We start from the raw sequence: 20529 nt of genomic DNA, 5'->3' as shown, positions 1-20529 counted from the left end.
TGACGTTCTGTTGTTCTCTCTATTACAAGGGGGACAATATTGATGAAGGTTCATTTTCATGGAACAGCTGCATTCGAAGGCATTCCCTCGCTATTCTGTCATTGCGAGACTTGCAAGCAAGCCAAAGCGCTTGGTGGGAAAAATATTCGTACACGGACTTCGGTCTTGATTGATGAGGTGCTGAAGATCGACTTTCCGGCGGATACCTTATATCATTCGATTCGTGATTCTGTTGATATGGATAAGGTTCGTGATCTATTGTTTACACATTCACATTCGGATCATATGTATCCTGAAGATTTACTGATTCGTGCTTTGGGTTATGCTCAGTTTATGGATGAAGAGCTCCATCTGTATGGTCACGATTTGCCTATTAAGCACTGCAGTCAATTGCTTGCCACAGAATCCCATCGATTTCAATTCCACAACTTGAAGCCATTTGAAACGATACAAACGCAAACAGCTGCAATTACCCCTTTGCTTGCTAAGCATGATTCTAAAGAAACTTGCTTATTGTACTATATAGAGAAGGATGGCAGAACCATCTTTTATGGTCACGACAGCGGCTGGTTTCCCGAACAGACATGGACATGGTTGAGAGGAAAGCAACTGGATCTTGCTATTCTGGAATGTACGACTGGAAATGCCCCACAGTGTGAAGTTCACATGAATGTTGAGGATACACTAAAAACACGGGACTGGCTAATCGAGAATAATGTCATGAAAGAAGCAGGGCAAATCGTAGTAACTCATTTCTCTCATAATGCGCATCTACTGCATGAAGATTTGGTACAAATCTTTGAGCCGCATGGCATCACGGTAGCCTATGATGGGATGCAATTGAACATATGAACTGGGGCCTTATTATACGCACGAAATACTCACAGTGATTATAAGAAGCTTCTCATAAGTTCACTGAACTTTTGGGAGACTTCTTTTTTTTCATTGGCTTCGTTATGTACATATACTTATAAAAGCAACCGAAAAGCACAAGGTGACCTCGCAGCTAGATGGAGCATATGTGGCGTTCATCCGGGAATGATTGACGTACATCCAAGGTGTTGCTACAATGACATATGGAAATAAAGTGAAATTATTCACAATTTTAATCTCTTATTTTTGAACTAATGAGATTGCAGAAGGAGTTATTTATGATGAAAAGAATCGTAACATTGAGCACTCGCAAACTGATGGATACTGCAAAGCACGGCGGATGCGGCGCATGCCAAACATCTTGTCAGTCCGCTTGCAAAACTTCCTGCGGAGTAGCAAACCAGAAGTGTGAAAATGCAATGAACAGATAGGAATTGGAATTCAACCGCCCACTGCTCTGCAGATGGGCGGCTATTTATATGGGCCAAAGGAGCTTGATTAGTAAGTATGATTCATCAATATAAACTAAACGGATACAACATCGTACTCGACACCTACAGTGGCGCGGTGCATGTTGTCGATGACTTGGCATATGAAATTATTGAGCTGTATGAGAATACATCTGCGGAAGAAATCGTGACATTGATGTTGGAAAAACATAAGCACGATTCCGGCATTTCTGAGAAGGACATTCGAGAAACCATCTCGGATATCGAGGAGCTCAAAAATGATGGACAGCTCTTTACAAAGGATGAGTATGAGGGTCTCTCCATTGATTTAAGAAATCGAAAAACGTATGTTAAGGCGCTCTGCCTCAATGTTGCGCACACCTGCAATCTGTCATGCGACTATTGCTTCGCCAGCCAAGGGAAATACAACGGAGATCGTGCAATCATGAGCTACGAGGTTGGACAGAAAGCCATTGATTACCTGCTGGAGAATTCGGGTCACCACCGAAACCTTGACATCGACTTCTTCGGCGGGGAACCCCTTATGGCCTGGAAAGTGGTCAAGCAGATTGTAGAATATGCAAGAAGCAGAGAAAAAGAATACAAGAAAAAGTTCCGCTTCACCTTCACGACGAACGGCATGCTGCTGAACGATGAGGTCACTGAGTTTTTGAATCAGGAAATGTACAATGTCGTATTAAGCCTGGATGGAAGAAAAGAGGTTCATGACCGACTTCGCACAACGGTTACTGGAAAAGGCAGCTATGATCATATTGTTCCGAAGTTCCAGGAATTCGTTCAAAAGCGCGGAGACCAAGAGTATTATGTACGTGGAACTTACACGGGTAACAATGTAGACTTTACCAATGATATCTTTCATATCGCAGACTTGGGCTTTGACAAGCTCTCGATGGAACCGGTCATCTGTGATCCGCGTGAGCCCTATGCGCTTACCGAGAAGGACCTCCCGGAGATTTATAACCAATATGAAATTCTCGCTAAGGAAATGATTAAGCGCGATGAAGAAGGCAAGGGGTTTACCTTCTATCATTACATGCTTGACCTCTCGGAAGGCCCTTGCATCCAGAAGAGAATCACGGGCTGTGGTTCAGGCACCGAATATCTCGCTGTTACGCCATGGGGCGAGCTCTTCCCCTGCCACCAGTTCGTCGGGGATGAAGAATACAGCATGGGGAACATCTGGGATGGAATCACCAAACCTGAGCTGCAATGTCAGTTCAAAGAGAGCAACTGCTACTCGAAGCCAGAATGCAAGGACTGCTGGGCGAAGCTCTATTGCAGCGGCGGATGTCCTGCCAATGCGCTGCATGCAACGGGTTCCCTCAACGGAACCTACGACTTCAGCTGTGATATCTTCCGCAAGAGGGTTGAATGCTCCATGATGGTGAAGGTTGCCGAATCCATGAGAGAGATGGAGGAGCAAGTTCAGGCCTAATAGAGATGTAATGAAAATGGCGGGCTCATTCAGTGCCCGCCATTTTTTTATAGTAATATCGAATGCTTCGTACAGGTGACCATATCCAAGCTTATGCTAAACTGAGAACTATTTTACGACAACTTATCAAGTTCATTGAAACCTCTCCCTATGACAGTCTTATCTCCTAAAATATCAGCCTCCACTGAAAAAGTTGCATCGCGAACATCTTTACCCGAACGAACTCTCTGATAACGGGAGAAACCAAGGATTCTATGCGGATAAAATTAACAGTTGAAAACTCCATCAGAATCGTTCAATATGAAGTAAAGTTCACGTGAAATAAACTTCATATTGTACGGTGTTAGGGGAGAGTTTTTTTGACAAAAAGATTTACAGAGCTTTATCTATGCTCATTTGCCATTCTCATAATGGGTTTGGTGGAAACCATATCTAATTATGCTGAAGCTAATGCAGCAGAAGGGTTGTATTCTGATTATTTCATGTTATTCGTCGGTGCGGGGCTGTTAGTTTACGCTATAACTTCTCACGTCAAATATAATGCGAATAAGAAACAGTTGGAAAGAGAGATGTCAAAAGAATACGATGAAAGAGATGATTTGGTAGAAGGAAAGGCTTCTCATTTTACCATGAGAATTCTAATGGTTGTAACGTTCCTTATGATGTTTCTTTCGAAATGGGTTGCAATTCCAACGAATACTGCATTATTTGCGATTGTCATTTTATGCATGATTACGAACCTAGCAGCTAAAAAATTTTATTATCACTTTCTGTAACATTAATTAGGAGAACGCTATGAAAAATAGAATAAAAGAATTGCGTTCAGAGCTTGGAATAACACAACAAGAACTTGCTGATCAAGTCTGTGTATCTTCAAGAACCATAATCTCTTTAGAAAAACAACAATATAATCCATCAGTTTTACTTGCTTATCGAATATCTTTAGTCTTTAACTTATCTATTGAAGAAGTTTTTATATTTGAGCAAGATGACTAATAATAGTATGAAAATACAATTATTCGAAAAATTACAACATACGAATAACAGACGGAGGAATATTTATGGCTTTAAAATTATTCATTATACTTTTTGGAGTAGTCTTAGTATTATGGGGTAGATATAGAATGAAAACGGATAAAGCATTCGTAGGAAAGACCCAAAAAAGAAGAAATATTTTCAATTTATTGCTGCATGGGCAGGCTTCAGGGATAGGACAATTCTTAAGTGGAATCCTGTGTATCATTTTGGGAGTTGTAGCTTTTATAGTTGACTAATTTGCTGAAAAAAAATATTTTCTTCATCATCAAACCTCTTGGTTAATTTTGACGTTATTTTTAATAACATCATATTTTTATTGGAGGTTGTTAGGATGAAGAGGATAGGGAAATTGCTTCTTGTGCTTTCGCTTAGTGTAATGCTGTTAGTGCCGGGGCTTGCTTCGGCAGCAGAAGTCACGGAAGGTACCACGGCTGTAAAAACGGACGCACAGACTGCGACTGAGCTCGGTTTACTTGTAGGTGATGGCAATGGAGTTGATGACAAATACTTGGCTAAGGATACTACTCGTATTCAAGCGGCCATTATCTCGCTGCGGATGCAGGGTAAGCTCGATGAGGCAAGCGCCTATACGGGCAAAGGTAACTTTTCCGATGCGGATCAGGTAGGAACAAGCAACCAAGCTATTCTTGCTTACCTACATAGCAACCCTCAATACGGCTGGAATGGCGAGGGAGCGAATCGCTTCAACCCGCTTGCACCAGTTAGCTCACAGCAGTTGTATAAGGTGCTGCTTGAGATACAAGGCTATGAATCTAACAAGGATTTCGCTTACAAAGATACGGAATCATTTGCTACAGGCAAGGGGATGAACCAAATCGCTGGCGTCTCCGAATTGACCAACGCTCATGTTTCCACAGCGCTCGTTGAGTCTCTATCCGTATCGACACCAGAAGGACAGAAGCTTTTTGATCAATTGCAGAAAGACGGCGTCATTGCTGCTTCCGCTAAGCTGCCTGAAGGGGAGAGAATTGGCCTGCGTACGGACGCTAAACTAGGGACTGTTCTAGTAGATGGCAAAGGCCGCACGCTCTACTTCTTCTCCAAGGATGCTCAGAATTTGGATGCTTGTCAGGGACAATGTCTTGCGACTTGGCCATTCCTAAGCGCGGATCAACTGCAGATTCCATCTACGATGAATCCTAAGGATTTCACTCTCGTTACACATGCAAGCGGAGCGAAACAATGGATGTACAAAGGCTGGCCTCTCTACACGTTCGCAAAAGATAAACAAGCTGGCGATACCCTGGGTGAAGGCGTTCAAGGCGTATGGTTCGCAGCTAAGCCAGATTACCGCATTATGCTTGGTTCCAACACAGAGCTAGGTACTTATCTGACAGATGATCGTGGCCGTACCTTATACTATTTCGCTAAGGATAAGCCGGAAACGAGCAACTGCGAAGGCGAGTGTATCGCCAAGTGGCCTGCGTATGAGGTAGTTGACGGCAGTGTGCCATCAACGCTGAATAAGGCAGATTTTGGTTCCATTACACGTCCTGACGGCAGCAAACAAGCGACTTATAAAGGCTATCCGTTATATTACTTTGCGAAAGATGTCAAGCATGGTGACACGACAGGTCAAAATGTGATGGACGTATGGTTCGTGGTTGATCCGACGAAATTCAACGGTGCATCAGCGGATCAAAAGAGTGAAACCAAGTAATAAGCGGTAATATTGACTGAAATGTTAATTCACGCATCAGCAGGGGAATCGTAGAAACGGTTTCCTTGCTGGTGTATTCTTGTTTCTAGCCCCATAATATTGTGCGTATAAAACCAGGTTGAAATACTGAACCGGTGCGACCAAGGAGGCCTCACCCGTATGCACCTTCTATCTGACTTTGAATTAATGCTGCTCGTGAAACAGAAGGAACAGGAAGCCTTGTCTATTTTGTACGACCGTTACGCGACCCTTATCTATTCCTACGCCTTCAAGGTGCTGCGAGAGGAACAAGCAGCAAGGGACATTGTCCAGGCTGTTTATGTCCGGTTGTGGACGACGGAATCGGGGTTCAATCCAGACAAGGGCAAGTTTACAAGTTGGCTGATTACCATCACCCGAAATCTGACGATGGACTGGTTGCGACAGCAGCGCAGGCGCAGCAACGAGCTTGTTGCCTATCTTCCCGAAGAATTGGAAAGAATTCCGGATCAAACGGCTTCACCTGAAGCGCATGTGGAGAGAGACTCACTTAAGAATCAGATTCGCAACGCCTATCGCTTCTTGTCTAAGCAGCAGATTGAGCTGTTGGAGGATTTTTATTGGCAAGGCTACAGCTTGAGAGAATTGGCCGAGCATTACAGGGAGCCCCTGGGCACCGTGAAGAACAGGCTGCATCAGACCTTGAAAATATTGCGCAGACATATGATCGTGGAAGGAGAGGGACGACCTTGAACGAGAAATCAGAATCTGTTTGCGAATTGTGCCTAGATGTGTTATCAGGTTCATGCACGGAGGAAGAACGCATTGCCTTTGAGCGTCATCTGCCAGGCTGCGAGGCCTGCCAAACGGAGATAGCTGAACTACAACTCGTATGGGAGGGGATGTCCGCAGATATGGAACATATCGAACCGCCAGAAGATTTGAAGCAGCAAGTGATGAAGGCGGCTTTTGCCGCTGAGGCCAAGACAGCAGTCCAGCCCGCTGCTAAGACCATCAGGCGCAATGCGAGACCACGCTGGTTGCGAAGCATTCCAGCCGCCGCGCTGATCGGTGTATTCCTCTTGGGCTCTGCATGGAATTACTGGATGTACCGTGAACGCATAAATATCGCATCGTCCACCGATACTCAACATGGAGCCTCATCGCAGATCGCGTCGGTCGTTCCGCTGCAATCTCAAACCCCTGAAGATTCCAAGGCTTATGGTATCGCCTATATCTTCGATAATGGGAAGAGCAAGCAGTTTGTGGTTAATGTCTACGGAGCTACTCCAACGAGTGGTGATCAAGCCTATCAGGTCTGGCTGATTAAGGATGGTGTTCGCTCCAGCGCGGGCACATTTCGAGTTCCATCTGAAGGGGACGGCGTCGGTGTGTTGACCATGCCGATGGAGTCAGATACTCTGACATTCGACCAGATCGGGATTACGCTCGAGCCAGACGACAAGGGAGATCAGCCTCGCGGCAAAAAAATGTTTGGATCCGCGTAACCAACGAGTTTTTTCGACTTTTTTAAATTTGGTGTTGACAAATAATTTTATTAGCACTATGATTATCACTAATCTAATATTGGATAACACGATGAACGAGCGAAGTAGCAATTTTGTCACTGTTTTCAGAAAGCCAGGGGTTGATGCGACCTGGTACACACAACATTGCGAATTACACTCTGGAGGTTCTTAGGTAACGCTAAGCGGGTTGGCAATCGATATCATTGCCGAGAGTGGTATTAATGGCGGCTGCAGCGCTATTAGTGCAATTTGGGTGGTAACACGGTTAATAATCGTCCCTATGTCTATTACAGACATGGTGACGATTTTTTTGTTTTTAATCCCTATAATCAACTTACAATGAAATCACTGAGGAGCTGAACAACAATGATGAACATTATCGATGAACTGGAATGGCGCGGTGCCATCAATCAACAGACAGATGCAGAAGGTTTGCGTAAACTAACAACAGAGAAGTCGATTTCATTGTACTGCGGAGTTGACCCAACGGGTGACAGCATGCATATTGGGCACTTGATCCCATTTATGATGCTGAAACGATTCCAGCTTGCTGGCCATCGTCCCGTTATCTTGATAGGCGGAGCGACAGGCACAATCGGTGACCCAAGCGGTCGTACAACAGAACGTACATTGCAAACGATGGAACAAGTACAGCAGAATGTAGATGCGCTGACAGCGCAGATGAAAAAGCTGTTCGTTAACGACGGCGATACAGGACTTCGCATGGTAAACAACTACGATTGGACGCATAACCTTACAATTTTGGATTTCCTACGTGACTTCGGGAAGAACTTCAGCGTCAACACGATGCTGGCCAAAGATATCGTAGCAAGCCGTCTGGATTCGGGTATTTCCTTCACTGAGTTCTCGTACCAGATTCTGCAGTCGATGGACTTCCATCATCTGTTCGTAAACGAAGATGTCCAAATGCAAATTGGCGGTGCCGATCAATGGGGCAACATTACGAGCGGTCTAGACCTGATTCGCAAAAAAGAAGGATCTGATGCTAAAGCATTCGGCTTAACCATTCCGTTGATGCTGAAAGCGGACGGTACGAAGTTCGGTAAAACAGCCGGCGGCGCAATCTGGCTCGATCCGAATAAGACAACTCCATTCGAGTTCTACCAGTTCTGGGCAAATCAAGATGACCGTGATGTAATTAGATACCTGAAATTCTTCACGTTCTTGTCGAAAGAAGAGATCGACGCTTTGGAAGTGAAAGTGCAGACAGAGCCTCACAAACGCGAAGCGCAACGTGTGCTTGCTGAAGAAATGACGAAGTTCGTGCACAGTGAAGAGGCCCTGATCCAAGCGCAAAAGATTACAGAAGCATTGTTCAGCGGCGATATTAAGTCACTGACAGCAGATGAAATCGAACAAGGCTTCAAGGATATGCCTACATTCCATGCTTCTAAGGAAGTTAAAAATATTGTAGATTGGCTCGTCGACTTAGGAATTGAGCCTTCCAAGCGTCAAGCACGCGAAGATATCACGAACGGCGCGATCTCGATGAATGGTGAGAAAGTGACGGATCTGGAAATGGACGTTACATTGGACAACTCCTTCGACGGACGATTTATCATTATTCGCAAAGGCAAAAAGACTTACAACCTTGTGAAATTGGGAGAATAGCTGATATCAGAGAATAGCTGATTATCAGCTATTCTCTTTATAAGAATGGGGGCGAGGATTAAAGGTGCTTGGGTCGTGGAGAAGATCACTGCAACTCGCATATTTTAATCATCGTTTAATATCGAGAGTAAACCAAACGAAGCAGGTCAACTGGCTCCTCATTGACCTAGGGCTGAGACATGTTGCGCTTGAGAAGATTAACGAAGAGCTGGATCGAATGCTGATCGGATTCAACCGAATGTTTAAATATAAGAGTGTGAAGCAGGCAACACTGGGCTATTTCCGCATGCTGGACATTGAGAAAGAAAATGAAGTATATCATCCGACCATTCATATCTTATTGCCGACGATAAAGAGTTATTATCAAGGCCGATACTATATTAAGCAAGATGAATGGCTTTCACTATGGCATAAGGCGCTTGATCAGAACCCTGAATATAACAACTTATTGGTGAGCGTGAATGGGTTAAATGGAAAGTGCGATCAGCAGGATATGACCAGTAAGATGGAGCAAGGCTTAGACTGGCTGCTGAATGAACCAGATCGGATACTAACTGAAAATGATGGGCGAATTGCGTCACGCAGACTTGTAGGATACAGCAGATTATTAAAAGAAGAGATGGATGACTTGTATCCAGGCATTGAATTTATCTTGAATAAATATGATACAGACGATGTAATTGCCAATTGTGCTTTTGATGTCATGGTGCAGTGGCAGCCGGGAGTAAGATCTCAAGAAATTCATCCACTTCACGATAGCTAATGTCTATGATATTAATCACAACTTAAATATGATCATTATCACAAAAAGACTGGTCTTTTAGTGCTGTAGCAAGCTAAAAACCAGTCTTTTTGCGTGTGTTAACGTAATCCAAGAAAAATATTATTGCCAAATTAATCCTGAAACATCTCGATGGAATCAAGCTCGGAGTTTCAATCAAAAATGAAGATACTGGAATCACCTAATAATATTACTATTTATGTAAAAGTCGATTTTCCCTCTGACCAAGCATGAATTATTCCTCTGAACGCATAAGTATTCCTTTTATACAATCAACAAATCTGCTTCACTTTATCCCTCTACCTAATTCAAGAGAAGCATTGAATTCCCTTATATATGCCGTGAAAGCGCTTAACAAAGTACAGTTGTAACCACATTATTTAGTTGTAAATGATATGAAGCTTATGAGGATCAGTGTGATGTTCAATGCGCCAAGCTTTGAATGAAAATTAATGAAACTAAATAAATATACAAAACTTTTCCCTGAAAGTGCTTTAACCTCTAAAAGCGTGAAAGCTTTAAGCCCTTCATCGGTAAAGTAATAAAAACATTAAAGCAGATGTTAATAAGATTTTGGAAAAAACGAAAAACCATTATGGGATAAGGTGTTTTGACGAATTGACAGAACAAAAAAAAGAGGCGTATACTGGCGTGGAAAGTTAATCGATTAACAACTTAATATCAGATTTCGTTATAACCACAAGGCGGTGATCTCGAAGCATTTCAATTGTTTTCCTAGAGTATTAATTCATATCTTATTCACGATATGGATGAATTAGGGAGTAAATGACAGAGAGATAGAAAGAGGGAAAATACAACATGGCCAATTCAAAAAAATTGACGCTGTTCGGGTTAATCGGTATCACGATGGCATTCTTCGGTACCGTACGCAGTGTGCCAACACTAGCCATTACCGGTTGGACACAAATTTTCTACATGCTGGTTGCAGCAGTCTTATTTGCACTTCCAATTGCGTTGATGTCCGCCGAACTATCAACAGGATTCCCTGAAGAGGGCGGTCCGCAAGTATGGGTTAAACATGCACTAGGTGAGAAATGGAGCTTCGTTACCTCTTGGCTCTTATGGGTTCAAATGTTCTTCGGGATGGTTATGGTTGCCTCAACCGTAGGCGTACTGCTGGGATATGTAATTAACGTTCCAGATCTATCAACGAATAACTACTTTATATTTGCAGTCATCATTATTTCATACTGGGGTGTCACCTTATTGAACTTGAAGTTCGATATGGTCAAGATCGCGGGCAACTGGGGTGCCATTATCGGTGTATATATCCCGTTCGTCATTCTTGTGGTACTGGGTATCGCTTATTTTATTAAGAACGGCATCCAACCAGAGAGCTACTTGGGCAACTTCCAGGCAAGCGACTTGCTGCCAGATCTAAGCGACTTGGGAAGCATAGCTTACTTGTCCGGTATCATCTTTATCTTTGCAGGTGTTGAGATCTCTTCCGTACATGCGAATAACATTGAAAATCCAAAACGCAACTATCCGATTGCGGTTATCGCTTCTGTAATATTGCTCGTTATCTTTAACCTGATCGCAGGTTTGACTGTATCCAACGCAATTCCTGAAGGCCAGCTTCAACTCGCTAATATTACGCAGCCATATATGATTTTCTGTCAGGATTTGGGCATTCCGACCATTTTCGTCAATATCGTTTCTGCAATGATCTTGATTGGTGTCTTGGTACAGCTTAGTGCGTGGGTACTTGGTCCAAGTAAATCGATGATCAAAGTTGCAGACGATGGAAACTTGCCTCCATTCTTCCAAAAGAGAAACAGCAAAGGTATTCCAATTACGTTTGTAATGATTCAAGCGATTGTTATCTCTTTAGTATCGTTATTGTATCTCGTTGTTCCTGATGTTAACAGTGCATTCCTAATCATTACGATTACAACGACGATTCTGTACTGTATCGTTTACGCATTGATTGCAATCTCAGCTATTCGTTTGCGCTATAAACAGCCGAATATCGAAAGACCGTTCCGACTCGGAAGCAAAGGGAATGGATTAATGTGGTTCGTTGCACTACTAGCACTGTTTAGTGTATGTATTACGTTGGTAGTCAGCCTGATCCCACCGTCCATTCTGGATCCAAGCCAATCAACAGGCTATATCATTTACCAAGTAGTGGCGACTGTTGTCATGGTAGGTATTGCCCTTGTTATTCATAAATTTAAGAAACCAAGCTGGAAAAAGAGTGAATAATTTCACAAATCACACTTTTTATCATAAAACTTTATTATAACGGAGGTACACAACATGAACTATCCAATTCCTGATATTAACCTCAAAGCATTGTTCCTTGGCAGCAAAGGCGAAAACGTCGATTTGTTCAAGGAAGTTCTATTGAAAGTCGTTGATGAGCATGTCGGCTGGCGTCAAAACTATCAACCACAAGATTTGCCGGTTATTACACCTTTCGATAAAAGCTCGCAAAGCTTCCAGAATACAGCTGACCACATGCGCAGCGTATTCAATGAGTTGTCCTCCAAGCTTCGTTCACAATCGTTGCCTTGGCATACAGCTGGACGTTTCTGGGGACATATGAACTCCGAAACTCTGATGCCTTCTATTATTGCTTATTCCGCAGCAATGCTCTGGAACGGTAACAACGTTGCATACGAATCTTCTCCAGGTACATCTCAAATGGAAGAAGAAGTTGGTCATCAATTGGCGAAAATGATGAGCTACAAAGAGGGTGCAAGCTGGGGTCACATCTGTGCCGATGGTTCCATCGCTAACTTGGAAGGCCTCTGGTATGCGCGTAACATAAAGTCGCTTCCGCTTGCAATTAAAGAAGTTGCGCCTAAATATGTAGAAGGCAAATCCGAATGGGAATTGCTGAATATGTCCACTGATGAAATCTTGGATATTATGGATCAAATTCCAGACAAGATGGATGAAGTGAAAGCACACTCCGCACGCAGCGGCCGTCATCTCGACAAATTGGGTAAATGGCTCATTCCGCAAACGAAGCATTATTCCTGGCTGAAAGCAGCTGACATCATCGGCGTTGGTCTGGATGCAGTTGAAGCTATCGATGTAGACAGCGAATATCGCATGGATATTGTGAAGCTCGAAGCAAGAGTTCGTGAACTGGCTGCACAGGGCATTCCAGTACTCGGCGTTGTCGGTGTAGTGGGAAGTACAGAAGAAGGTCAAGTTGACCACATCGACAAGATCATTGAACTTCGCGAGAAATTGGCTGCAGAAGGTATCTACTACTACGTTCACGTGGATGCTGCATACGGCGGCTACGCTCGTGCCATTTTCCTAGATGAAAATGACGAATTTATCGAATACAACAAGCTTGGTGAAGTGTACAAAAAACACAACATCTTCTCAGATATGAATCTCTTTGATGAATGGATGACTGAAGATATCTACAATGCTTTCAAAGCAATCAGCAAAGCAGAATCCGTTACGATTGACCCGCACAAGATGGGATACATTCCATACTCTGCAGGTGCAATTGCAATCCGTGACAGCAGAATGCGCGATGCGATCTCCTACTTTGCAACTTATGTATTTGAAAAAGGTGCAGATATTCCAGCATTGCTCGGCGCGTACATTCTCGAAGGCTCCAAAGCAGGCGCAACAGCTGCTGCTGTATGGACAGCACACAGAGTATTGCCATTGAACGTAACAGGTTACGGTAAGCTGATGGGTGCAAGCATCGAGGGTGCTTATCGCTTCTACAACTTCTTGAAGGACAAGACTTTCAATGTTAATGGTAAAGTCATCAAGCTTCATCCGTTGACGAAGCCGGACTTTAACATGGTGGACTATGTATTCAATGAAGAAGGCAACACGGACTTGGTGAAAATGAACAAGTTGAACCACGACTTCTTCGACTACGCTTCTTATGTGAAGGGCGGATTGTACAGCAACGAGTTCATTACTTCTCATACGGACTTTGCAATTCCGGATTACGGCAACAGCCCGCTGGAATTCGTTAAGAGCCTAGGCTTTACCGACGAAGAATGGAACCGTGCAGAAAAAGTTACAATCCTTCGCGCTTGCGCACTGTCTCCATATGCGCATGATGCAGCAACATTCGAAGAGTACGCAGAGAAGATTGAGAAAGCGATCCAAAGCAAGCTTGAGAAAATCTACCTGTATGAAATGAATTAATAATTGTATAAGCTGGAATGCGTAGCGCTTATTGTGGTTACGCATTCCTCTTTATTCACATAAAGAGTGCCTGATATGTTCAAGCTAAGTACAATTAACTTCCTTGCTAATAGATGGTCAATACATGATGAGGAGTTCAGCGAATGAATAAAGAGGTGACATTCAAAGAAAGTTTATTTCTTTTGGTCGTTTTGTTGGCGATTATCGGGGCGTGCATAATTGGTGTAGGAATGGACCCGCAAATTCCGATATTAATTTCCTTAGGAATTATTATCGTCTTCGCCAAAGCCAAAGGTATCTCCTGGGATCGAATTCACAAGGGAATCTCGAATGGAATTACACCAGGGTTAATACCTATTCTTATCTTTATGCTAATCGGAGCTTTAATCAGTGTTTGGATTGCTGCAGGAACGATCCCAACGATTATGGTATATGGCTTCAGCATACTTTCCGCTAAATATTTTTTACCTTCAGTATTTGTTATTTGCGCACTGGTAGGGATCACAGTGGGCAGCTCCTTTACGACGATATCTACCGTCGGCATTGCCTTCTTCGGTATGGGGCAGATCATGGGTTATCCCGCTGCCATCACGACAGGCGCAATCGTTTCTGGCGCTTTCTTGGGGAACAATGTCTCCCCGCTATCAGATACGACCAACCTGGCTTCCGCTATCGCTGAGATTGATTTGTTTGAACATATCAAGTATATGATGCGCGTTGTCATACCGGCATTCTTTATCTCTCTTGTGTTCTTTGGCGTTATGGGACATGGCGAGGTTCTAACGACAGGGGAGCAAATTAACGAACTTGTTAACACCCTGAGTACCTCATTTCCTATATCTGTAGTTACACTCATCCCGGTATTGGTTCTCTTCTTATGTGCATGGAAGAAAGTACCGGCAATTCCGACTCTGCTGTTAAGTATTGTCTTCACCATCGGTATTCTGTTTATTTATCATCCGGATACAAGCCTGATTGATATTTCGACGCTGATGCAGAATGGTTATGTGTCTCATACGGGAGTAGACAGTGTGGACAAGCTGCTGTCGCGCGGTGGAATTCAGAGCATGATGTGGTCGGTGTCATTAATTCTGCTGGCACTGGCGCTAGGCGGATTGCTCGTCGAAACGAATGTTATCAAGATCATTATTTCACGCATTACGTCTCTTGTAAGTACAAAAGGAAAACTCATCTTGATGACTGGACTCAGTTCGCTAGGAATCAATCTGTTGCTCGGGGAGCAATATTTGTCGATAATTTTACCGGGTGAAGCGTTCAAGTCGCAGTATGATGCGATTAACGTGGATCGCAAAGAGATGTCAAGAATATTGGCCAACGCAGGAGCCGCATGCAACGCATTGATACCATGGGGGGTAAGTGGTGTATTTATCACGGGTACACTCGGCGTATCAACATTGGATTACCTGCCATATGCCATATTCTGTATCGTGGCACCGATATTGAACATTTTGTATGGATTTATGAGTAGAAAGTCGACGCCATCCTCTAAACAAGCACGATGAACAATTTTATGTTAAAATGAAAAAAAGTTGGTATGTGCCAGCTTTTTTTCTGTTGATGCACTTTGCTATTATATGTAATCTGTTCAATTAATTGCATGTAAAAAATAATGTTAGAGTGTGTTATACATAATTCATACGCAATGCAGTTATGACTCAAGGAGGACAACTTATGCTTATTAATGAGCTGAAAGGGAAAGCTTTGGACGAATTTTTTGAAGGAATATTATCACTGGATACGGTTGATGAGTGCTACGCTTTCTTCGATGATTTGTGTACGGTGCATGAGATCAAAACGTTGCTTCAACGCTTCCAAGTTGCCAAGATGCTTCACAACCACGATACGTACAGTAAAATTGAAGCCGAAGCAGGCGCAAGCACAGCTACGATCTCTCGAGTGAAGCGCTCCCTGAATCATGGGAATCACAGCTATGAGTTCATATTCGCACGTATGCAGCAGAACGAGCCCCATTCTAAGAATGATTCGGAGTAAGCTGCATTATTGCTATTCACCTATTACCCCATATTAACATATAGACATATGCATGGTCGATGATTAGAATCTATAACCTCTAGGACTAAATAATTTAGAAATATTGAAATCGAATGGGTATTCGTTTAGTCACATAAGCCCTGCCTGCCATAGGATGAATCATCAAACAGCAGGGAGGTTTGTCATGGCGAGTGTAAGCGTAAAAGTCAGCCCTCGTTTCAAACGATTATGTGATCAGTTCACAAGAATATTAGGTGGTGAGAGTGAGATTGACCCAGGACCAGTCTGCTTTGTCAGCAGAGCAAGACAGTTGAACGCAACGATTCTCGGTAGACGTACAACTTCGCCACTGGTTCGTTATCAGCTCTTTTCATTCGAATCTCTTGATCGTTCCGGACGTGCACTCTGTTTAGGTGAAACTGCCCTCTTCCAAAATCAAGCTAACCGATTAATTCGAAACCTGCAAAGACATGGAATCACAGTAACAGCTCTTCATAATCATTGGTTAAATGAAAGTCCGAGGTTAATGTATATCCACTGGGAGTCCATCGATAATCCTGTTGCTTTCGCGCGAAAAACGAAAGAATCCATAGCATTTTTAGGCTAAAATTAAATAGTTGTCGAGCGAACAGTAGTTAAGGGGATGCATGTCCAATGGCTGCTGTTCTTCTCGTCATATGAAGGCTGCCGACTACGGCGGGGTTTCTGGCTTCACTCGTGCAAGTGTGCTAAAATGTGTGATACTAACGATATTACTGCTGTTTTCTGAAATAATTTCTTAGAGGAGATTATGATGAAATATAATTTCGAAGTCATTGCGACGAGTGATTACATTCCTTTTCGTCTTCTGCTGCACAGTCCGAATCATGTCCTTATGCATTGGCATGAAGACATGGAGATCATCTTTGTACTGAGCGGGAGTGTTGAGTTGTTTCGCAAGCAAGAAAGATTCATACTTAACGAATCAGATGTAAGCGTTATCAATTCTAAGGAAGTGCATTCCATAAGCGGCGATGATCGCAGCTTATTGCTCGTGCTGCAAGTATCCCATTCCTTCTTAGAACAGCAGTATGCCTCCATGAAGGATATCCAATTCGTGTGCAATTCCTATCTCTATGACAAGCAGCATCAGCCAGAGTTCAATACGATCCGCGAAGTGCTTGCCTTCATGATGCTCATCTATACGAAGCAAGAAAAAGGATACGAGTTAGAGCTCAAAGGGCTGCTCTTTCGCTTAATCGCCTATCTAATAAAACACTTTGCTAAAGAAGTGTCTCCGAAGGATAATCAGCCGGATGCGAAGTATACGAATCGATTGATGGCGATTACGGAATATGTCCAGCAAAACTATGCGGAGCAGATATCATTAACGAAGATCGCGGAGAAGGAATTCCTGTCTGTTCACTATCTTTCTCGTTTCTTTCAAAAAGAGTTAGGAACTACATTTTCGAGCTACTTGAACTCAGTTAGGCTGGAACACGCCATGTTTGATCTGCTGTACAGTCAGCTCACCATTACAGAGATTGCTTTAAACAATGGCTTTCCAAGCCTTAAAGCTTTTAATAAAGTGTTTAATGAAGCATATACACAATCTCCCAAGCAATATCGCTTAAACTACAAAGGGAGTGCGCTGGTTCACTCTGTTCAACGATCATCGATGGCACCGAATTATCTTGAAATGAACCAACAAGAAGCATTCAAAGAGCTTTTTAAATACTTACCGAAAGAGAACAAGGATATCACGTATCAATCACAAGACATCATGATTCAGAAGAAAGAGGTAGTCCCGATTAAAGGCGGCGCCAACTCTAAGCTAATCCATACGTGGAGACGGTTGACATCGATTGGCAAAGCCAAAGAAGGCCTGTACGACAGTGTACAGAAGCAGTTAACGCAGATTCAAAGGGATATCGGCTATTCGCATATTCGATTTCACGGTATATTTGACGATGAGATGATGGTTTACCATGAAGATGCTTCTGGAAATCCATATTATCGATTTTCGTATGTTGATCAGCTCATTGACTTTCTGCTAAGTATCGGGCTAAAGCCGTTTATTGAGCTTGGGTTTATGCCGTCCAAGCTGGCGTCGAAGGATGCAACCGTATTCGTAAAGAAGAGCAATGTCAGCTATCCTCGCTCTTTAGAGCGATGGACGGGCTTGGTGAAGGCTTTAGTTGAGCACTGCATAGAGAGATATGGATATAAAGAGGTAGCTGAATGGTACTTTGAGGTATGGAATGAACCCGACGTTATCTCTTTTTGGAGTGGAACCAAGGAGCAGTATTTTGAGTTCTATGATGCTACGTATCAAGCGATTAGACAGTATCCGAAGCTGAGGATTGGAGGTCCAAGCCTGCTGTCTCCGACGATTATGGCTGATCATTGGCTACAAGATTTTTTGCTGTATTGCAAGGAGAAGGATTGTATACCGGATTTCGTCTCCTTTCATAGTTATCCTTTTGATCAGATATTCTCTGATGTACTGGAACAGGGAGTTAACCACCATGAGAATTTTACGTGGACTTCGGAAGAGATGTCTAAGTATTGGGTGATGTCCGAAGCGGCTGATTATCTGGGACAAGTCATTGCCAAGACTCGTCAGATCATGGCGGATTCAGAGTTAGCGGCCATAGAGATTCATGTAACCGAGTGGAATTCCAGCGGCAACCATCGAGATCTTATCCATGATACGTGCTATCAGTCAGCGTATATTGTCAAGAATATTATCGATAATATGGATGCTGTAGACAGCTTGTGCTATTGGACGTGCACGGATCTTATTGAGGAATTCGTAGTGTCGGATCAACTGTTTCACGGAGGACTTGGTCTCATGACCAATACCGGTATCCCCAAAGCTGCTTATTATGCCTTCCAATTGCTCAGTCAATTAGGTGATGTCTTGATAAGAAAAGGGGATAACTACTGCATAACGAAGCGGGGACATGAGATTCAGATACTCGTGCATCATTATGTGCATACGGATCAGCTGTATCGGCGGAACGATGTATCGCATATTAGTAAGGTTGATCGGTATGGGGTATTTGAACATAAGGATCCGTTGCAGCTCACATTAGAATTAACTGCTATCCCCTCTGGCAAGTATCAGATTCGGAAGACAACGCTGAATCGTCAGTGGGGAAGTTCATTTGACAGTTGGGTAGCGATGGGGCACCCGGAGCAGCTGTATCCTGAAGATCAGGCGTATTTACAGTCGATAAGCCGGCCCAAGCGTGAAGTATTCGAGCGGTACATTGATTCGAAGTTTCATGTGAAAGCTGAGCTTGCATCTCACGAAGTACAGCTGTATCAGATCAAGCCGCTCTTCTTATCATCTTGAGTGCTGCTAAGTGTTTCATATTTGACCAGTTAGACCGCTGATTGTGGAATCAGTGGTCTTTTTTTGCCCTTTTGAGGGCTTAATGTTGACCTGAATTGTGCCCCTATCGAGGTGAAGGCACTTTTGAAGTGGGCAAATGTATTCGGGTAGCGAGATAAATATCGGAAAGCTGTAAATGATTGCGCTTACTATAATGGGATCATACCTTTATGAAGGAGGAAACAGGATGCCAGTGAAGCAAGTGCCTTGGAAAGAGCGCATCAGTTATGCGCTAACAGATACCGCTTCGAATCTTGTGTTTCAAGTAGTTACGACCTACCTGCTATTCTACTATACGGATTCCATAGGGCTCAGCGCAGGTGTGGTCGGAACGTTGTTCTTAGTTGCACGGTTTATAGATGCGCTTGATGGCCCGGTGTTTGGAATATTGATTGATAAGACCAACACAAGATGGGGAAAATCTCGCCCATGGTTCTTATGGCTTGCATTGCCCTTCTCGGTCGTAGCTGTACTGACCTTCTCTGTTCCAGATATCAGCCCGACGGGGCAAATTGTATATGCGTATGTAACTTATATTTTATTAGGGATTCTATATGCGGGCATTAACTTGCCTATAACCTCCATTCTACCTAGCCTCTCAAGCGACCCACAGGAAAGAACGGTGATCGGAGTAGTGCGGATGCTGTGCGCCATGGTCGGGATGGTTGCAGTTACTTCGATTACGCTGCCGATGGTGGAGAGATTGGGCAACGGAGATGACGCAAGAGGCTTTTCGTTAACGATGCTCATCTTTGCCACTATTGCCTTCATCTTGTTTATCAATGCATTTTTCCAAGTGAAAGAAAGAGTCGGCTCACAATCGTCTCAAAAATCGTTACCCGTCCGTGAGGGAATTAAGGCTATTAAAGGAAACTGGCCATGGGTAATTATGTTGTTCATGGGCTTTATCTTCTGGATTGCAAACATCATGAAGACGCAGACAACAACCTATTATTTTACGTACAACCTTCAACGTCCAGATCTTATTCCAACCATCATGGCTTTGAATTTGGTGCTCATTATTACACTGGTGATGGTACCCTTCTTCACGAAAAGAATCGGTAAACGCAATACGATCCTTCTCGGCTTAGTCGTTTCCATTATCGGTCAGCTGGTTATATTCATAGGCGATCAGATGAACAACATGGGCGTACTGATTGCCGGGAATATCATCATAAGCTTAGGCGGAGGTTTCGCTGCAGGGCTTCTGTTCATTATGATCGTGGATACGGTCGACTACGGCGAGTGGAAGTCGGGTGTTCGAGCTCAAGGATTGCTTACAGCATCCTCAAGCTTCGGCGTGAAGTTCGGCATGGGGATTGGCGGGGCCTTGTCTGCATGGATGCTTGAAATAAGCGGTTATGAGGCTGGAGCCGTACAATCTAGTTCCGCATTGTTTGCAATTGAAATGAACTATATATGGATTCCGATTATTTGCTACATCTTAGCGGGCATTGCTATGTTGTTCTACAAATTAGATAAACAAGAAGCACAAATGCTTGCCGATCTAGAAGAGCGTCATCGTATGTAAACGATTATAAATCAAGCTTTGGAAGGAGCG

18 protein-coding genes and 1 other annotated feature are annotated in these 20529 nt (G+C 43.4%); all 18 genes read left to right on the top strand.

Going from position 1 to position 20529, the window contains the following annotated elements; genetic code table 11:
* Positions 1 to 42 precede the first annotated feature (42 nt).
* Complete coding sequence (locus AC3WTP_RS16985) at positions 43 to 852, top strand: MBL fold metallo-hydrolase (protein ID WP_492395821.1); 810 nt, start codon at positions 43 to 45, stop codon at positions 850 to 852.
* A 302-nt stretch (positions 853 to 1154) separates the two neighbouring features.
* On the top strand, positions 1155 to 1304 hold the full coding sequence (gene scfA, locus AC3WTP_RS16980; RefSeq protein WP_076098734.1) for a six-cysteine ranthipeptide SCIFF: 150 nt from the start codon (positions 1155 to 1157) through the stop codon (positions 1302 to 1304).
* Between the two features lie 76 nt (positions 1305 to 1380).
* Positions 1381 to 2778 carry a thioether cross-link-forming SCIFF peptide maturase gene (gene scfB / locus AC3WTP_RS16975; protein ID WP_492395820.1) on the top strand — a complete coding sequence of 466 codons (1398 nt, stop codon included), beginning with the start codon at positions 1381 to 1383 and terminating at the stop codon, positions 2776 to 2778.
* 359 nt (positions 2779 to 3137) lie between these two features.
* Positions 3138 to 3554: a DUF2178 domain-containing protein gene (locus AC3WTP_RS16970; RefSeq protein WP_492395819.1), complete on the top strand. Its 417-nt coding sequence runs from the start codon at positions 3138 to 3140 to the stop codon at positions 3552 to 3554.
* A gap of 19 nt (positions 3555 to 3573) precedes the next feature.
* Entirely contained in the window at positions 3574 to 3774 is a 201-nt protein-coding gene (locus tag AC3WTP_RS16965; RefSeq protein ID WP_492395818.1) for a helix-turn-helix transcriptional regulator, read from the top strand.
* Positions 3775 to 3839: 65 nt separating this feature from the next.
* Positions 3840 to 4052, top strand: a complete 213-nt coding sequence (locus AC3WTP_RS16960) for a hypothetical protein (protein ID WP_492395817.1) — start codon at positions 3840 to 3842, stop codon at positions 4050 to 4052.
* A gap of 95 nt (positions 4053 to 4147) precedes the next feature.
* Positions 4148 to 5497, top strand: a complete 1350-nt coding sequence (locus AC3WTP_RS16955) for a hypothetical protein (RefSeq protein ID WP_492395816.1) — start codon at positions 4148 to 4150, stop codon at positions 5495 to 5497.
* Positions 5498 to 5656: 159 nt separating this feature from the next.
* Positions 5657 to 6229 carry an RNA polymerase sigma factor gene (locus AC3WTP_RS16950; RefSeq protein ID WP_492395815.1) on the top strand — a complete coding sequence of 191 codons (573 nt, stop codon included), beginning with the start codon at positions 5657 to 5659 and terminating at the stop codon, positions 6227 to 6229.
* Positions 6226 to 6984, top strand: a complete 759-nt coding sequence (locus tag AC3WTP_RS16945) for an anti-sigma factor (protein ID WP_492395814.1) — start codon at positions 6226 to 6228, stop codon at positions 6982 to 6984. The genes AC3WTP_RS16950 and AC3WTP_RS16945 overlap by 4 nt, the downstream gene beginning before the upstream one ends.
* A gap of 82 nt (positions 6985 to 7066) precedes the next feature.
* Positions 7067 to 7288 (top strand) — a binding site (T-box leader).
* A gap of 86 nt (positions 7289 to 7374) precedes the next feature.
* Positions 7375 to 8637 (top strand): tyrosine--tRNA ligase, encoded by a 1263-nt coding sequence (gene tyrS, locus AC3WTP_RS16940; RefSeq protein ID WP_492395885.1) that lies wholly within the window; start codon positions 7375 to 7377, stop codon positions 8635 to 8637.
* A gap of 64 nt (positions 8638 to 8701) precedes the next feature.
* On the top strand, positions 8702 to 9400 hold the full coding sequence (locus AC3WTP_RS16935; protein ID WP_492395813.1) for a protein rep: 699 nt from the start codon (positions 8702 to 8704) through the stop codon (positions 9398 to 9400).
* Between the two features lie 837 nt (positions 9401 to 10237).
* Positions 10238 to 11647, top strand: a complete 1410-nt coding sequence (gene tyrP, locus AC3WTP_RS16930; RefSeq protein WP_492395812.1) for a tyrosine-tyramine antiporter — start codon at positions 10238 to 10240, stop codon at positions 11645 to 11647.
* Between the two features lie 54 nt (positions 11648 to 11701).
* A complete protein-coding gene (gene tdc, locus AC3WTP_RS16925; protein ID WP_492395811.1) occupies positions 11702 to 13576 on the top strand; it encodes a tyrosine decarboxylase in 1875 nt (624 codons plus the stop codon).
* 143 nt (positions 13577 to 13719) lie between these two features.
* Positions 13720 to 15099, top strand: coding sequence for a Na+/H+ antiporter NhaC (gene nhaC / locus AC3WTP_RS16920; RefSeq protein ID WP_492395810.1), 1380 nt, complete (start codon positions 13720 to 13722; stop codon positions 15097 to 15099).
* A 169-nt stretch (positions 15100 to 15268) separates the two neighbouring features.
* The gene (locus AC3WTP_RS16915) at positions 15269 to 15589 is read left to right on the top strand and encodes a YerC/YecD family TrpR-related protein (protein ID WP_492395809.1); all 321 of its coding nucleotides are present in this window, start codon (positions 15269 to 15271) and stop codon (positions 15587 to 15589) included.
* A 184-nt stretch (positions 15590 to 15773) separates the two neighbouring features.
* Positions 15774 to 16196 (top strand): DUF1259 domain-containing protein, encoded by a 423-nt coding sequence (locus AC3WTP_RS16910; protein WP_492395808.1) that lies wholly within the window; start codon positions 15774 to 15776, stop codon positions 16194 to 16196.
* Positions 16197 to 16379: 183 nt separating this feature from the next.
* Positions 16380 to 18929, top strand: a complete 2550-nt coding sequence (locus AC3WTP_RS16905; protein ID WP_492395807.1) for a GH39 family glycosyl hydrolase — start codon at positions 16380 to 16382, stop codon at positions 18927 to 18929.
* A 226-nt stretch (positions 18930 to 19155) separates the two neighbouring features.
* Complete coding sequence (locus AC3WTP_RS16900) at positions 19156 to 20499, top strand: glycoside-pentoside-hexuronide (GPH):cation symporter (RefSeq protein WP_492395806.1); 1344 nt, start codon at positions 19156 to 19158, stop codon at positions 20497 to 20499.
* The last annotated feature ends 30 nt before the right edge of the window (positions 20500 to 20529 follow it).

Source organism: Paenibacillus sp. EB106-04-04-XG159 (genome assembly GCF_058791835.1).
Note: the sequence above shows the minus strand (reverse complement) of the source record. Positions and strands in the feature narration are given on the sequence as shown.

Excerpts from the sequence above, each read along its gene's own strand:
- AC3WTP_RS16985 (WP_492395821.1), top strand. The coding sequence starts at position 43 with ATGAAGGTTCATTTTCATGGAACAGCTGCATTCGAAGGCATTCCCTCG.
- scfA (WP_076098734.1), top strand. The coding sequence starts at position 1,155 with ATGAAAAGAATCGTAACATTGAGCACTCGCAAACTGATGGATACTGCA.
- scfB (WP_492395820.1), top strand. The coding sequence starts at position 1,381 with ATGATTCATCAATATAAACTAAACGGATACAACATCGTACTCGACACC.
- AC3WTP_RS16965 (WP_492395818.1), top strand. The coding sequence starts at position 3,574 with ATGAAAAATAGAATAAAAGAATTGCGTTCAGAGCTTGGAATAACACAA.
- AC3WTP_RS16960 (WP_492395817.1), top strand. The coding sequence starts at position 3,840 with ATGGCTTTAAAATTATTCATTATACTTTTTGGAGTAGTCTTAGTATTA.
- AC3WTP_RS16955 (WP_492395816.1), top strand. The coding sequence starts at position 4,148 with ATGAAGAGGATAGGGAAATTGCTTCTTGTGCTTTCGCTTAGTGTAATG.
- AC3WTP_RS16950 (WP_492395815.1), top strand. The coding sequence starts at position 5,657 with ATGCACCTTCTATCTGACTTTGAATTAATGCTGCTCGTGAAACAGAAG.
- tyrS (WP_492395885.1), top strand. The coding sequence starts at position 7,375 with ATGAACATTATCGATGAACTGGAATGGCGCGGTGCCATCAATCAACAG.
- tyrP (WP_492395812.1), top strand. The coding sequence starts at position 10,238 with ATGGCCAATTCAAAAAAATTGACGCTGTTCGGGTTAATCGGTATCACG.
- tdc (WP_492395811.1), top strand. The coding sequence starts at position 11,702 with ATGAACTATCCAATTCCTGATATTAACCTCAAAGCATTGTTCCTTGGC.
- nhaC (WP_492395810.1), top strand. The coding sequence starts at position 13,720 with ATGAATAAAGAGGTGACATTCAAAGAAAGTTTATTTCTTTTGGTCGTT.
- AC3WTP_RS16915 (WP_492395809.1), top strand. The coding sequence starts at position 15,269 with ATGCTTATTAATGAGCTGAAAGGGAAAGCTTTGGACGAATTTTTTGAA.
- AC3WTP_RS16910 (WP_492395808.1), top strand. The coding sequence starts at position 15,774 with ATGGCGAGTGTAAGCGTAAAAGTCAGCCCTCGTTTCAAACGATTATGT.
- AC3WTP_RS16905 (WP_492395807.1), top strand. The coding sequence starts at position 16,380 with ATGATGAAATATAATTTCGAAGTCATTGCGACGAGTGATTACATTCCT.
- AC3WTP_RS16900 (WP_492395806.1), top strand. The coding sequence starts at position 19,156 with ATGCCAGTGAAGCAAGTGCCTTGGAAAGAGCGCATCAGTTATGCGCTA.